Source organism: Leclercia sp. EC_58 (assembly GCF_019584355.1).
In the GTDB taxonomy this organism is placed as follows: domain Bacteria; phylum Pseudomonadota; class Gammaproteobacteria; order Enterobacterales; family Enterobacteriaceae; genus Enterobacter.
Genome location: NZ_VDAM01000001.1, coordinates 1,232,893 through 1,246,131, shown reverse-complemented (window position 1 = coordinate 1,246,131; position 13,239 = coordinate 1,232,893). Strand labels below are relative to the sequence as shown.

The 13,239-nt window shown below is 56.9% G+C and carries 14 protein-coding genes; 6 read left to right on the top strand and 8 right to left on the bottom strand.

The window, feature by feature from the left end; all coding sequences use genetic code 11:
- Window positions 1-26: 26 nt before the first annotated feature.
- Window positions 27-506, top strand: a complete 480-nt coding sequence (gene trmL, locus FHC51_RS06190; protein ID WP_220435117.1) for a tRNA (uridine(34)/cytosine(34)/5-carboxymethylaminomethyluridine(34)-2'-O)-methyltransferase TrmL — start codon at window positions 27-29, stop codon at window positions 504-506.
- A gap of 58 nt (window positions 507-564) precedes the next feature.
- Here trmL and cysE read toward each other — a convergent pair whose 3' ends face one another.
- The 5 genes from cysE to FHC51_RS06165 all read right to left on the bottom strand — a co-directional run bounded on the left by cysE (window position 565) and on the right by FHC51_RS06165 (window position 3,682).
- On the bottom strand, window positions 565-1,386 hold the full coding sequence (gene cysE / locus FHC51_RS06185) for a serine O-acetyltransferase (protein WP_103177740.1): 822 nt from the start codon (window positions 1,384-1,386) through the stop codon (window positions 565-567).
- A 79-nt stretch (window positions 1,387-1,465) separates the two neighbouring features.
- Window positions 1,466-2,485: an NAD(P)H-dependent glycerol-3-phosphate dehydrogenase gene (gene gpsA / locus FHC51_RS06180; protein ID WP_156237466.1), complete on the bottom strand. Its 1,020-nt coding sequence runs from the start codon at window positions 2,483-2,485 to the stop codon at window positions 1,466-1,468.
- Window positions 2,485-2,952 (bottom strand): protein-export chaperone SecB, encoded by a 468-nt coding sequence (gene secB, locus FHC51_RS06175; RefSeq protein ID WP_032615746.1) that lies wholly within the window; start codon window positions 2,950-2,952, stop codon window positions 2,485-2,487. The genes gpsA and secB overlap by 1 nt, the downstream gene beginning before the upstream one ends.
- Window positions 2,953-2,984: 32 nt before the next feature.
- Window positions 2,985-3,236 (bottom strand): glutaredoxin 3, encoded by a 252-nt coding sequence (gene grxC / locus FHC51_RS06170; RefSeq protein WP_103177738.1) that lies wholly within the window; start codon window positions 3,234-3,236, stop codon window positions 2,985-2,987.
- Between the two features lie 14 nt (window positions 3,237-3,250).
- Window positions 3,251-3,682: a rhodanese-like domain-containing protein gene (locus FHC51_RS06165; RefSeq protein ID WP_220435116.1), complete on the bottom strand. Its 432-nt coding sequence runs from the start codon at window positions 3,680-3,682 to the stop codon at window positions 3,251-3,253.
- 248 nt (window positions 3,683-3,930) lie between these two features.
- Here FHC51_RS06165 and gpmM point away from each other — a divergent pair, with 248 nt between their 5' ends.
- Genes gpmM through FHC51_RS06150 form a run of 3 tightly spaced genes read left to right on the top strand, consistent with a single transcriptional unit; the run spans window position 3,931 to window position 7,719 of the window.
- On the top strand, window positions 3,931-5,478 hold the full coding sequence (gene gpmM / locus FHC51_RS06160) for a 2,3-bisphosphoglycerate-independent phosphoglycerate mutase (RefSeq protein WP_220435115.1): 1,548 nt from the start codon (window positions 3,931-3,933) through the stop codon (window positions 5,476-5,478).
- Between the two features lie 9 nt (window positions 5,479-5,487).
- Window positions 5,488-6,771: a murein hydrolase activator EnvC gene (envC, locus tag FHC51_RS06155; protein ID WP_103177735.1), complete on the top strand. Its 1,284-nt coding sequence runs from the start codon at window positions 5,488-5,490 to the stop codon at window positions 6,769-6,771.
- A 3-nt stretch (window positions 6,772-6,774) separates the two neighbouring features.
- A complete protein-coding gene (locus FHC51_RS06150; protein ID WP_220435114.1) occupies window positions 6,775-7,719 on the top strand; it encodes a divergent polysaccharide deacetylase family protein in 945 nt (314 codons plus the stop codon).
- Window positions 7,720-7,740: 21 nt separating this feature from the next.
- Here the strand turns inward: FHC51_RS06150 and FHC51_RS06145 are convergent, their stop codons facing one another.
- The 3 genes from FHC51_RS06145 to kbl form a co-directional block, all read right to left on the bottom strand.
- Window positions 7,741-8,544, bottom strand: a complete 804-nt coding sequence (locus FHC51_RS06145; protein ID WP_220435113.1) for a glycosyltransferase family 2 protein — start codon at window positions 8,542-8,544, stop codon at window positions 7,741-7,743.
- A 139-nt stretch (window positions 8,545-8,683) separates the two neighbouring features.
- A complete protein-coding gene (gene tdh / locus FHC51_RS06140) occupies window positions 8,684-9,709 on the bottom strand; it encodes an L-threonine 3-dehydrogenase (protein WP_220435112.1) in 1,026 nt (341 codons plus the stop codon).
- 9 nt (window positions 9,710-9,718) lie between these two features.
- Entirely contained in the window at window positions 9,719-10,915 is a 1,197-nt protein-coding gene (kbl, locus tag FHC51_RS06135) for a glycine C-acetyltransferase (RefSeq protein ID WP_103824320.1), read from the bottom strand.
- Between the two features lie 341 nt (window positions 10,916-11,256).
- Here kbl and rfaD point away from each other — a divergent pair, with 341 nt between their 5' ends.
- Both rfaD and rfaF read left to right on the top strand, forming a co-directional pair.
- On the top strand, window positions 11,257-12,189 hold the full coding sequence (gene rfaD, locus FHC51_RS06130; protein ID WP_103824319.1) for an ADP-glyceromanno-heptose 6-epimerase: 933 nt from the start codon (window positions 11,257-11,259) through the stop codon (window positions 12,187-12,189).
- A gap of 2 nt (window positions 12,190-12,191) precedes the next feature.
- Complete coding sequence (rfaF, locus tag FHC51_RS06125) at window positions 12,192-13,238, top strand: ADP-heptose--LPS heptosyltransferase RfaF (RefSeq protein ID WP_103824318.1); 1,047 nt, start codon at window positions 12,192-12,194, stop codon at window positions 13,236-13,238.
- Window position 13,239: the final 1 nt, after the last annotated feature.

The following is a 13,239-nucleotide window of genomic DNA, read 5'->3' as shown; positions in this document are numbered from 1 at the left end:
CTGCCCGCGCTATTTAAGGGGGCAGCATGCTTAACATCGTTCTATTCGAACCAGAAATTCCACCTAATACCGGCAACATCATCCGCCTGTGCGCCAATACCGGGTTCCGTCTGCACATCATCGAGCCAATGGGCTTTACGTGGGACGACAAGCGCCTGCGCCGCGCCGGGCTGGATTACCACGAATTCACCGCCGTGGTGCGCCATAAGGACCTGGCTGCATTTATGGACGCGGAAAAGCCGGAGCGGATCTTTGCCCTGACGACAAAAGGCACGCCTGCCCACAGCGCCGTGAGCTATCAGAAAGGGGATTATCTGCTTTTTGGCCCGGAAACGCGCGGCCTGCCGGCCACCATTCTTGATGCCCTGCCCGCTGAACAAAAAATTCGTATTCCGATGATGCCGGACAGCCGCAGCATGAACCTGTCGAACGCGGTGTCGGTCGTGGTGTATGAGGCCTGGCGCCAGCTGGAATACCCTGGCGCGATATTACGCCAGGCCGGATAAGAGGCTTGAGTCGCCATCCGGTAATGCCCGGTAAGCGCAGCGCTACCGGACCAACAGGTTAAATCCCGTCGCCATACTCAAAGGTATGGTGGATGCCGTTGAAGAACTGATCCATATCCATCGCTGGCTTGTCGCTGTCTGGCTTGCCGACGATACGCGCCGGAACGCCAGCCGCAGTGGTATGCGGAGGCACAGGTTGCAGCACTACGGAACCGGCGCCAATTTTCGCGCCGCGCCCGACTTCGATATTGCCGAGGATCTTCGCGCCTGCGCCAATCATCACCCCTTCACGGATTTTCGGGTGACGGTCGCCGCTGGTTTTCCCGGTACCGCCCAGAGTCACGGATTGCAGGATTGAGACGTCGTTTTCAATCACCGCCGTTTCACCCACTACAATACCTGTCGCGTGGTCGAGCATGATGCCGCGGCCAATCTTCGCCGCCGGGTGAATATCCACCTGGAAACTCACCGAAACCTGATTTTGCAGGAAGATGGCCAGCGCGCGGCGGCCTTCGTTCCACAGCCAGTGGCCAATACGGTAGGACTGCAGGGCGTGGAAACCTTTCAGATAGAGTAATGGCGTGGAGTATTTATCCACCGCCGGGTCGCGGTTGCGTACCGCCTGTATATCGCAGGCGGCGGAGGCGATCATCTCCGGGTCAGCCGCGTAGGCCTCTTCCACCACTTCACGGATGGCGATAGCCGGCATGATCGGTGAAGCCAGTTTGTTGGCGAGCATATAGCTCAGGGCACTGCCGAGATTTTCGTGCTTGAGTAGCGTCGCGTGGTAGAAACTGGCCAGCATGGGCTCACAGTCAGCCAGAGCCCGGGCTTCGGCTTTAATATTGTTCCAGACGATATCCAGTTCTTCACACGGCATTGCTTACTCCAGACGTAATAATAATGACCGGCCAGTTCTTTGCCGGCCGGGTCATTCAGGTGATAACGCTTTCCTGCGGTTAACGGCTGCTACGCTCGTCCTTGCGTGCGCGACCTAATAAGGTCAATGCTGCCTCGCGCGCATTTTTTCCGCAATACAATACCTGATAAATTTCCTCGGTTATTGGCATTTCGACACCAAAGCGGTGTGCCAGCTCGCGGACTTCTTTGGTATTGCGGTAGCCTTCCACCACCTGGCCGATCTTCTCCTGCGCGCCGATCACATCCATTCCCTGACCGAGCATCATGCCAAAACGACGGTTACGGGACTGGTTGTCGGTACAGGTCAGCACCAGATCGCCTAACCCTGCCATCCCCATAAAGGTGGCCGGATCGGCACCGAGCGCCGCGCCAAGACGGGACATTTCAGTTAAACCACGGGTGATCAGAGCGGTACGTGCGTTGGCGCCAAAGCCGATGCCGTCGGACATGCCCGCACCGATAGCGATAACGTTCTTCACCGCGCCGCCCAGCTGTACGCCGATAAAATCGGGGTTGCTGTAAACGCGGAAGCTCTTACCGCAGTGCAGCAGCTGCTGCAGATCGTCAGCGAAGGTCTCATCGGTCGAGGCCAGTGAAATGGCCGTCGGCAGCCCTGCCGCCAGCTCTTTTGCAAAGGTCGGGCCGGAGATCACCGCCAGCGGAATGGCATCGCCCAGCGCTTCGCGGGCGACATCCTGTAACAGGCGTCCGGTTTCGGCTTCCAGCCCTTTAGTCGCCCAGACCACGCGCGCATCGTCACGCATCAGCGGTTTAATCTGTCGCAGCACCTGGCCAAACACGTGGCTCGGCACCACGATCAGAATATTACGGCTGGCGGCAAGCGCCGTCGCCAGATCGCTTTCAAGATGCAGTGAGTCAGGGAAAGGCACATCGGGGAGGAACGCAACGTTGCAGCGATCGGCTTCTAACGTCGCGATATGTTTGGGATCGTGGCCCCAGAGGACCACTTCGTGTCCATTTCTTGCCAGAGTAATAGCAAGAGCGGTGCCGTAAGAGCCGGCACCGATCACAGTCATTGACGCATTGACAGTACTCATCAGGCATCCTGATGTTGTTCAGTACCTTCGCCAGCTTGCTGCTGCAGATAGTTCATGAACAGCGCATCGAAGTTCACCGGCGCAAGGTTCAGTTGCGGGAACGTACCACGGGAAACCAGGCTGGTGATGCATTCACGGGCATACGGGAACAGGATGTTCGGGCAGTATGCACCCAGGCAATGCGCCATCTGATTACCTTCGATGCCGCCGATGGAGAAGATGCCGCCCTGCTGTACTTCGCACAGGAATGCAGTCTCTTCGCCCAGAGAGGCGGTTACGGTAACACGCAGCACGACTTCATACACATCTTCCGCCAGCTGGGTGGAAGCGGTATCCAGATCAAGTTTAACCTCTGGCTGCCAGTCTTTCTGGAAAACGTGCGGCGCATTAGGTGCTTCGTAGGAGACATCTTTGGTGTAGATGCGCTGGATCTGGAAAGTCATCTCGGTATTATTTTGTTCTGACATGGAAAAGCCCTTTTTAATTGTCCTAAAACGCCTTAGCGCAGCAGCGGATCGAGTCCACCACGCGCGTCAAGCGCATACAAGTCATCACAGCCACCAATGTGCTGCGCATCGATAAAAATCTGCGGAACCGTCGTACGGCCACTACGTTTAATCATCTCTTCACGCTTTGCAGCGTCGCCATCAATCGGCAGTTCCTGGAAGGTAACGCCTTTGCTGTCCAGCAGCGCTTTTGCACGATGGCAGAACGGACAGGTCGCTTTGGTGTAGATCTCGATATTGGCCATGTTCAGACTCCTGTTTACTTACCGCGAACCAGAGGCAGATTCTCGCCGCTCCAGCCAGAGATACCGTCCTTCAGGATAGTGACTTTCTCAAAGCCAGCTTTGACGAGCGTGTTTGCGGGCTCCTGAGCCTGCATACCGGTGCCGTCAACGACGATAATCGGTTTATCTTTGTGCTTTTCCAGTTCGCCAAGGTTATTAGCTTTAATGTCGGTCGGCAGCAGGTTAATCGCCCCTGCAATATGGCCTTTGCGGAAATCATCGCGCTGACGCAGATCGACAACCACTGCATCTTCTTTGTTGATAAGACGCGTTGCTTCGCCGCGGTTGATCACCTTCACTTTCGAGGTAAGGCCTTTGAACGTGGTGAAAAGTACTGCCGCCAGTAGACCAATCCACGCGATACAAAGTATGGGGTGGCGGCTGACAAATTGCATAATTTCTTGCATGGGGGGTAACGACTCCCGACTGAGTGAATAAAAAACCAGGACAGGAGTATACCTGTGCGTTGTGGCAAATACAGCCAGCGACAATAAGCTAATCCATTTTCTGCGTACTGCCACGAAAAAAAAGACCAAAAATGGCCTAACCTTAGCCCTACCCCTGCGGTTTCTTTGATCTTCTGCGGCTATTTGATCGATTCAGCTGTAGTAAAATTACGCAAATTTTTTGTCTTTTGAGCAAAGAGGTTGTCGCAATGTCGGTTTCTAAAAAACCTATGGTACTGGTGATTCTTGACGGCTATGGCTATCGCGAAGATCAGCAGGATAACGCCATTTTCAACGCTAAAACCCCGGTCATGGATGCGCTGTGGGCAAAACGTCCACACACCCTGATTGATGCGTCCGGCCTGGAAGTGGGTCTGCCCGATCGCCAGATGGGCAACTCCGAAGTTGGACACGTCAACCTGGGCGCAGGCCGCATTGTTTATCAGGACCTGACCCGCCTGGATGTTGAAATTAAAGAACGTACCTTCTTTGCTAACCCGGTGCTGACTGGTGCGGTTGAGAAAGCAGCCGCCGCAGGCAAAGCGGTGCATATTATGGGTCTGCTCTCCGCGGGCGGCGTTCACAGCCATGAAGATCACATCATGGCGATGGTGGAGCTGGCAGCAGAGAAAGGGGCAGACAAAATCTATCTGCACGCCTTCCTGGATGGCCGCGATACCCCACCACGCAGCGCTGAATCCTCCCTGAAAGCCTTTGAAGAGAAGTTTGCCGCGCTGGGCAAAGGCCGCGTAGCCTCTATCATTGGCCGCTACTACGCCATGGACCGCGACAACCGTTGGGATCGCGTAGAGCAGGCCTACAATCTGCTGGTAGAAGCCAAAGGCGAGTTCCAGGCAGATACCGCCGTTGCCGCACTGGCAGCCGCATATGCCCGCGATGAAAACGACGAATTCGTGAAAGCGACCGTGATCCGTGCTGAAGGCCAGGCCGATGCCGCAATGGAAGATGGCGATGCGCTGATTTTCATGAACTTCCGCGCTGACCGCGCCCGCGAAATCACCCGTGCCTTCGTCAACGCTGACTTCGACGGCTTCGCCCGTAAAAAAGAGGTTAAGCTCGGCGATTTTGTGATGCTGACCGAATATGCCGCCGACATTAAAGCACCATGCGCTTATCCGCCCTCTTCCCTGGCGAATACCTTCGGCGAGTGGATGGCGAAGCACGACAAGACTCAGCTGCGCATCTCCGAAACCGAAAAATATGCCCACGTTACCTTCTTCTTTAACGGCGGCGTGGAAGAGTCCTTCAAAGGCGAAGACCGCATTCTGATCAACTCCCCGAAAGTGGCGACCTACGATCTGCAGCCAGAGATGAGCTCCGCCGAGCTGACCGAGAAGCTGGTTGCTGCTATCGAAAGCGGTAAATACGACGCCATCATCTGTAACTACCCGAACGGCGACATGGTGGGCCATACCGGCGTAATGGAAGCGGCAATCAAAGCCATTGAAGCGCTGGATCTGTGCATTGAACAGGTTACCAAAGCGGTGGAAGCCGCAGGCGGCCAGATGCTGATCACCGCTGACCACGGTAACGCCGAGCAGATGCGCGATCCGGCCACCGGCCAGGCGCATACCGCGCATACTAACCTGCCGGTACCACTGATTTATGTCGGTGATAAAACCGTGAAATCCGTTGATGGCGGTAAGCTTTCGGACATCGCCCCGACCATGCTGACCCTGATGGGCATGGAAATCCCGCAAGAGATGACTGGCAAGCCGCTGTTCATCGTGGAATAATCCCTCCCCATGAGGGGAAAGGCGATTGTTTCATTCACATGGGTCGTGAAGCCGTTACGGTTATCAGTCAGGCCTTTACTGTACGCCAGCGCACTCAGCGCTGGCGTATTGTTGTGCGCGGCATCCGCCCAGGCGGACGAGCGCGATCAGCTCAAAAGCATTCAGGCGGATATCGCCGCTAAAGAGCGGGCGGTACGCCAACAGCAGCAGCAACGCTCGTCGCTGCTTGCGCAACTCAAAAAGCAGGAAGAGGCCATCTCCGCGGCCGCACGTCAGCTACGTGAAACCCAGAACACCCTCGCCCAGCTCAATAAACAAATAGACGAGATGAATGCGTCTATCGCCAAACTTGAGCGCCAGCGCGCGGCTCAGGAGCGCAACCTTGCGGCGCAGTTAGATGCAGCTTTTCGCCAGGGTGAACACACCGGCGTTCAGCTGATCCTCAGCGGCGAAGAGAGCCAGCGCGGGCAGCGCCTGCAGGCCTATTTCGGTTACCTCAACCAGTCCCGTCAGGAGACCATCGCCCAGCTGAAGCAGACGCGCGAAGAGGTCACCACGCAGAAAGCGGAGCTGGAAGAGAAACAGAGCCAGCAGCAGACCCTGCTCTACGATCAGCAGGCGCAGCAAGCCAAGCTGGAGCAGGCGCGCAACGAACGTAAGAAAACCCTTGCCGGTCTCGAATCCTCCATTCAGGAAGGTCAGAGCCAGCTGAGCGAAATGCGCGCTAACGAATCGAAATTGCGCAACAGCATCGCCCGTGCAGAGGCGGCAGCGAAAGCGCGCGCCGAAAGAGAGGCCCGCGAAGCGCAGGCCGTGCGTGACAAGCAGCAGGAAGCCTCCCGCAAAGGCACCACCTATAAACCGACCGAAAACGAACGTTCGCTGATGTCCCGCACCGGCGGCTTAGGCTCACCGCGCGGCCAGGCCTACTGGCCGGTACGCGGTTCTATTCTGCATCGCTATGGCGAACAGCTGCAGGGTGAGCTACGTTGGAAGGGGATTGTGATCGGCGCATCGGAAGGCAGCGAAGTCAAAGCTATCGCCGATGGCCGGGTGATCCTCGCCGACTGGCTACAGGGCTACGGCCTGGTGGTGGTGGTAGAGCACGGTAAAGGCGACATGAGTCTTTACGGCTACAACCAGAGCGCGCTGGTCAGCGTTGGTACCCAGGTGCGGGCCGGTCAGGCTATCGCCCTTGTGGGCAGCAGTGGCGGTCAGGGCCGCCCGTCACTCTATTTCGAGATTCGTCGCCAGGGTCAGGCGGTCAATCCACAGCCGTGGTTGGGAAGATAAGTTTTGCTTCAATTTCGTCGTATGGTTTTTCCCCTCGTCAGCGCACTGGCGCTGGCGATGCCGGTTTACGCAGGTAAACTCGCTATCGTTATCGATGACTTCGGTTATCGTCCACACACAGAAAATCAGGTCCTGGCGATGCCCTCCGCCATCTCTGTCGCCGTCCTGCCGAACGCGCCTCATGCGCATGAAATGGCCACCAAAGCCCATAACAGCGGGCATGAAGTGCTGATCCACCTGCCCATGGCGCCGCTCAGTAAACAGCCGCTGGAAAAAGATACGCTGCGCCCGGAGATGACCAGCGACGAGATCGAGCGCATCATCCGCGAAGCCTATGGCAAAGTCCCCTACGCCGTAGGACTGAATAACCATATGGGCAGCGCCATGACCTCCAGCCTGTTTGGCATGCAGAAAGTGATGCAGTCGCTGGCGCGCTATAACCTCTATTTCCTGGACAGCATGACCATTGGCAACAGCCAGGCGATGCGCGCCGCGCAGGGCACCGGCGTGAAGGTGATTAAGCGCAAAGTGTTTCTCGATGACACGCAAAACGAAGCCGATATCCGCTTCCAGTTTAACCGTGCCGTGCAGGTGGCCCGCCGATCGGGTTCAGCTATCGCCATCGGACACCCTCACCCGTCCACCGTTCGCGTCTTGCAGCAGATGCTGCCCAACCTGCCTGCGGATATTACCCTGGTACCCGCGAGCAGCCTGCTCAATGAGCCGCAGGTGGATACTTCCCGACCGGTCAGTCCGCCGCCCGCTGGCGCTGCGCCTGGCACAAAACCGCGTAACCCTTTCCGGGGCGTGACGCTCTGTGCGCCTAAGCAGCCGCCTGAGCCGGTTTACGTCACCCGGTACTTCTCGGTGATTGGCGAAAGCATCAGCCAGAGCACGCTGGTGAAATATGTTCAGTTGCAGTGGCAGGGCTGGGGTAAGAAAAGCTAATCCCGCCTCAGGCGGGATGGCCTACTCAATGACACGAGAGTCCGCGGGCTTTTTTTTGTCCGCGGACGCTTTTTGCTCCTGGTGTTGGTACCAGGCTTTGAAATATTTCAGAAAGCTGTAAAAGGTAGCGTAGAGACCGGTCACCACCCCCACTCTCCCCTGACGCCACGCGCCGCTAAACAGATACCACTTAAAGAACGCGCCGATGGCGCTGATGACGCCACGGGCTATCGACGGCCTTACGGGCTGGTACTTCACCAGCCGGCTGGTGTAGCTGTTGAGCTTGTTGAATACTTCATGCAGGGAATAGAAGGTATCGTGGCGAACGCGGCCCGGAATTTTCGCCGACTGGATCACCCCTTCCACTTTGTCATCCACCGGACGCTGATTGAAACGCGCCTGGGTTCGGTTAAACAGCCGCACCGGGAAATCAGGCGAGGAGACAGGGTAAATGGTGCGCACCTCTTCCCCCAGCACATGCCAGTAGCGGGCGATACGCCATGCCAGCTGTGGGTGGGGTTCATCACCCGCCTTCAGACGCAGGATAAAATCCACGGTCTCCGCATCCAGAATTTCATCGCTATCCATGCATAACACCCAGTCATTGCTCGCCAGATCGATGGCGTGATTCATCTGTACGCCATGCATGGCATAGGGGTGGTGATGAGGGGTGATGCCATACTCCTGGCAAATCGCTAATGTGGCGTCGTGACTGCCTGAGTCGAGAACAATGATTTCATCGGCGACGACGATCAACGGAGGCAGCACTTCACGCAGCAACCGGGCGGAATTACAGGTCAACAAACAAACGGTGAGCTTGAACATATGCGCTGTAAAGTTAAGTAAACCTTAGCCAACTCTATAAGCGCAGGGCGAAAAAAGCGAAGAAAAGTTAGTATCAATCCGTTTGTGGACGTAAAAACGTGAGACCAGCGAAAAAAAGCGCCCGCAGGCGCTTTTTTACTTAATTCCAGCTCAGGATAACTTTCCCGGACTGACCTGAACGCATCGCGTCAAAGCCCTGCTGGAACTCATCGATGGAGAAACGATGGGTAATAATCGGAGAGAGATCCAGACCCGACTGGATCAGTGCCGCCATCTTGTACCAGGTTTCGAACATCTCACGGCCATAAATACCTTTGATGAATAGCCCCTTGAAGATCACTTTGTTCCAGTCGATGGACATATCCGACGGCGGAATACCCAGCATCGCGATTCGGCCACCGTGGTTCATGGTGTCGAGCATGGTGCGGAACGCCGGTGGCGCACCGGACATCTCCAGACCGACGTCAAAGCCTTCGGTCATGCCCAGCTCTTCCATCACGTCGTTCAGGCTCTCTTTAGAGACATCCACCGCACGGGTAACGCCCATTTTACGCGCCAGCGACAGACGGTATTCGTTCACGTCGGTGATCACCACGTTACGCGCACCGACGTGCTTCGCCACGGCTGCTGCCATGATGCCGATTGGACCTGCACCAGACACCAGCACGTCTTCGCCTACCAGGTCGAAGGAGAGCGCGGTGTGTACCGCATTACCGAACGGGTCGAAGATGGAGGCGAGATCGTCAGAGATGTTGTCCGGGATTTTGAAGGCGTTGAACGCCGGGATCACCAGGTATTCTGCGAAGCAGCCCGGACGGTTGACGCCCACGCCCACGGTGTTGCGGCACAGGTGGGTACGGCCACCGCGGCAGTTACGGCAGTGGCCGCAGGTGATATGGCCTTCGCCAGAGACGCGATCGCCAATTTTGAAGCCTTTTACTTCCTGGCCAATGCCTACCACTTCGCCAACATATTCATGACCGACGACCATCGGCACAGGGATGGTCTTCTGCGACCACTGGTCCCAGTTGTAGATGTGCACGTCAGTACCGCAGATGGCGGTTTTACGGATTTTAATCAGCAGATCGTTATGACCGACTTCCGGCTCTGGAACGTCGGTCATCCAGATGCCTTCTTCCGCTTTCAGTTTGGATAATGCTTTCATTATGCGTCCTCAGGCAATCACGCCCAGTTGTTTGCCGATGCGGGTAAAGGCTTCCACCGCACGCTCAATTTGTTCAGGGGAATGCGCCGCAGACATCTGGGTGCGGATACGCGCCTGACCTTTTGGCACCACCGGGAAGAAGAAACCGGTGACGTAAATCCCCTCTTTCTGCAGCTCACGGGCAAAGTTCTGCGCCACGACGGCATCGCCCAACATCACCGGGATAATGGCGTGATCGGCACCGGCCAGGGTAAAGCCTGCGGCGGTCATTTTTTCGCGGAACAGACGGGCGTTGGCCCACAGTTTGTCGCGCAGATCGGCGCCGGACTCCACCATCTCCAGCACTTTAATGGAGGCGGAAACGATGGCTGGCGCCAGGGAGTTAGAGAACAGGTACGGACGGGAACGCTGACGCAGCCACTCCACCACCTCTTTACGCGCGGCGGTGTAGCCGCCGGAGGCACCACCGAGCGCTTTACCCAGCGTACCGGTGATGATGTCCACGCGGCCCATGACGTCGCAGTATTCGTGGGAGCCGCGACCGTTTTCGCCGACAAAGCCGACGGCGTGGGAGTCGTCGACCATCACCAGCGCATCGTATTTGTCCGCCAAGTCGCAGACGCCTTTCAGGTTGGCGATCACGCCGTCCATCGAGAAGACGCCGTCGGTGGCGATCAGCACATGACGCGCGCCAGCCTCGCGGGCCTCTTTCAGACGGGCTTCCAGCTCAACCATGTCGTTGTTGGCGTAGCGGAAACGCTTCGCTTTGCACAGACGCACGCCGTCGATGATGGAAGCGTGGTTCAGGGCGTCGGAGATAATGGCATCTTCCGCGCCGAGCAGGGTCTCAAACAGACCGCCGTTGGCGTCAAAGCAGGAGGAGTACAGAATGGCATCTTCCATTCCGAGGAAGGCGGCCAGCTTGCTCTCCAGCGCCTTATGGCTGTCCTGGGTACCGCAGATGAAACGCACGGAGGCCATGCCAAAACCGTGGGTGTCCATGCCCGCCTTCGCCGCGGCAATCAGCTCAGGGTGATTCGCAAGACCCAGGTAGTTGTTGGCACAGAAGTTAATCACCTGGCTGCCGTCGGCAACGGTGATATCTGCCTGCTGAGCGGAGGTAATGATTCGCTCTTCTTTGAACAACCCTTCCGCCCGCGCGGTTTCCAGGTCACTGTTTAACTGTTTGTAAAAATCACCACGCATTGCAATTCTCCAGACTCGGCAAATTTCGGCACATATTACCCAAAGCTATACCTCTATACGAGATGACGCTTTAACAGTTATCGTTTTTGCAGCATAAATCACGTGTAGCATTTGTCGCATATACACAAAATCATTCAAGATGCATCAAGGCGGCAAGCGAAGAAATCCCCGGGAGCATAGATAACTATGTGACCGGGGTTTCTGAGCGCAGCCAACGCCGAGGCGGCTTGAAGGATGAAGTGTATATCGGTGAATGGCTGAAGGGTGGTCATACTAATGATATGATATGAATATCAGTGCCCGGGATTGTCCCCGGGCTCCACACTTCAAAGGTTACAGTTATGATCATCGTTACCGGCGGCGCGGGCTTTATCGGCAGCAATATTGTTAAAGCTCTCAATGACAAAGGCATCACCGACATCCTGGTGGTGGATAACCTGAAAGACGGCACCAAGTTCGTTAACCTGGTGGATCTGAACATTGCCGACTACATGGATAAAGAAGATTTTCTGATCCAGATTATGGCGGGCGAAGAGTTCGGCGATATCGACGCAATCTTCCATGAAGGTGCTTGCTCCTCCACCACCGAGTGGGACGGCAAGTATATGATGGATAACAACTATCAGTATTCTAAAGAGCTGCTGCACTACTGCCTGGAGCGCGAAATTCCGTTCCTGTACGCCTCTTCCGCGGCGACCTACGGCGGGCGTACCTCCGACTTTATCGAGTCCCGCGAGTACGAGCAGCCGCTGAACGTCTACGGCTACTCCAAGTTCCTGTTTGACGAATATGTACGCCAGGTACTGCCAGAAGCGAACTCCCAGATTGTCGGCTTCCGCTACTTCAACGTCTACGGACCGCGCGAAGGCCATAAAGGCAGCATGGCAAGCGTGGCCTTCCACCTCAACACCCAGCTGAACAACGGCGAAAGCCCGAAACTGTTTGAAGGCAGCGATGGCTTCAAGCGTGACTTCGTCTACGTGGGCGACGTGGCGGCGGTAAACCTGTGGTTCTGGGAAAACGGCGTCTCCGGGATCTTCAACCTGGGCACCGGCCGGGCGGAATCCTTCCAGGCGGTCGCCGATGCTGCGCTGGCATATCATCAGAAAGGCAGCATCGAGTACATCCCGTTCCCGGACAAGCTGAAAGGCCGCTATCAGGCATTCACCCAGGCGGATCTGACCAACCTGCGTGCCGCTGGCTATGACAAGCCGTTCAAGACCGTTGCCGAAGGGGTAACGGAATATATGGCCTGGCTGAACCGCGACGCGTAAGTATGAAAATTTTGGTGGTAGGCCCGTCATGGGTGGGCGACATGATGATGTCGCAAAGTCTCTATCGCACGCTCAAGGCGCGCTATCCCCAGGCGATAATTGACGTGATGGCACCCGCGTGGTGCCGTCCGCTGTTATCGCGGATGCCGGAAGTGAATGAAGCGATCCCGATGCCGCTCGGCCACGGGGCGCTGGAAATTGGCGAACGCCGCAAGCTCGGCCATAGCCTTCGCGACAAGCGCTACGATCGCGCTTATGTACTGCCGAATTCCTTTAAATCTGCCCTGGTTCCCTTCTTTGCGGGCGTTCCGCACCGCACCGGCTGGCGCGGCGAAATGCGCTACGGCCTGCTGAATGACGCGCGGGTGCTGGATAAAGAGGCGTGGCCGCTGATGGTAGAGCGCTACGTGGCGCTGGCCTACGACAAAGGGGTGATGCGCAGCGCGAAAGACCTGCCGCAGCCGCTGCTGTGGCCGCAGCTTCAGGTGAACGAGGGTGAGAAATCCCAGATCTGCAACACCTTTGGTCTGTTGGCCGAACGCCCGATCATCGGCTTCTGCCCCGGCGCGGAGTTCGGCCCGGCGAAGCGCTGGCCGCACTATCACTATGCTGAGCTGGCGAAGCAGCTGATCGACGAAGGCTATCAGATCGTGCTGTTCGGCTCGGCGAAAGATCACGAGGCGGGCAATGAAATCCTCGCCGCACTGAGCGTCGAGCAGCAGGCCTGGTGCCGCAATCTGGCCGGGGAGACCCAGCTGGAGCAGGCGGTGATTCTGCTGGCCGCCTGTAAGGCGGTCGTGACGAATGACTCCGGCCTGATGCACGTTGCCGCGGCGCTGAACCGCCCGCTGGTGGCGCTGTACGGCCCGAGCAGCCCGGACTTCACGCCGCCGCTGTCACATAAAGCGCGCGTGATCCGCCTGATCACCGGCTACCATAAAGTCCGTAAAGGTGACGCCGCTGAAGGCTATCATCAGAGCCTGATCGACATCACTCCGCAGCGTGTCCTCGACGAGCTTAACGAACTGCTGTTGAGCGAAGAAGGATAAC

Excerpts from the sequence above, each read along its gene's own strand:
- tdh (WP_220435112.1), bottom strand. The coding sequence starts at position 9,709 with ATGAAAGCATTATCCAAACTGAAAGCGGAAGAAGGCATCTGGATGACC.
- cysE (WP_103177740.1), bottom strand. The coding sequence starts at position 1,386 with ATGCCGTGTGAAGAACTGGATATCGTCTGGAACAATATTAAAGCCGAA.
- FHC51_RS06145 (WP_220435113.1), bottom strand. The coding sequence starts at position 8,544 with ATGTTCAAGCTCACCGTTTGTTTGTTGACCTGTAATTCCGCCCGGTTG.
- trmL (WP_220435117.1), top strand. The coding sequence starts at position 27 with ATGCTTAACATCGTTCTATTCGAACCAGAAATTCCACCTAATACCGGC.
- rfaD (WP_103824319.1), top strand. The coding sequence starts at position 11,257 with ATGATCATCGTTACCGGCGGCGCGGGCTTTATCGGCAGCAATATTGTT.
- envC (WP_103177735.1), top strand. The coding sequence starts at position 5,488 with ATGAGGGGAAAGGCGATTGTTTCATTCACATGGGTCGTGAAGCCGTTA.
- gpsA (WP_156237466.1), bottom strand. The coding sequence starts at position 2,485 with ATGAGTACTGTCAATGCGTCAATGACTGTGATCGGTGCCGGCTCTTAC.
- rfaF (WP_103824318.1), top strand. The coding sequence starts at position 12,192 with ATGAAAATTTTGGTGGTAGGCCCGTCATGGGTGGGCGACATGATGATG.
- gpmM (WP_220435115.1), top strand. The coding sequence starts at position 3,931 with ATGTCGGTTTCTAAAAAACCTATGGTACTGGTGATTCTTGACGGCTAT.
- FHC51_RS06165 (WP_220435116.1), bottom strand. The coding sequence starts at position 3,682 with ATGCAAGAAATTATGCAATTTGTCAGCCGCCACCCCATACTTTGTATC.
- kbl (WP_103824320.1), bottom strand. The coding sequence starts at position 10,915 with ATGCGTGGTGATTTTTACAAACAGTTAAACAGTGACCTGGAAACCGCG.
- secB (WP_032615746.1), bottom strand. The coding sequence starts at position 2,952 with ATGTCAGAACAAAATAATACCGAGATGACTTTCCAGATCCAGCGCATC.
- grxC (WP_103177738.1), bottom strand. The coding sequence starts at position 3,236 with ATGGCCAATATCGAGATCTACACCAAAGCGACCTGTCCGTTCTGCCAT.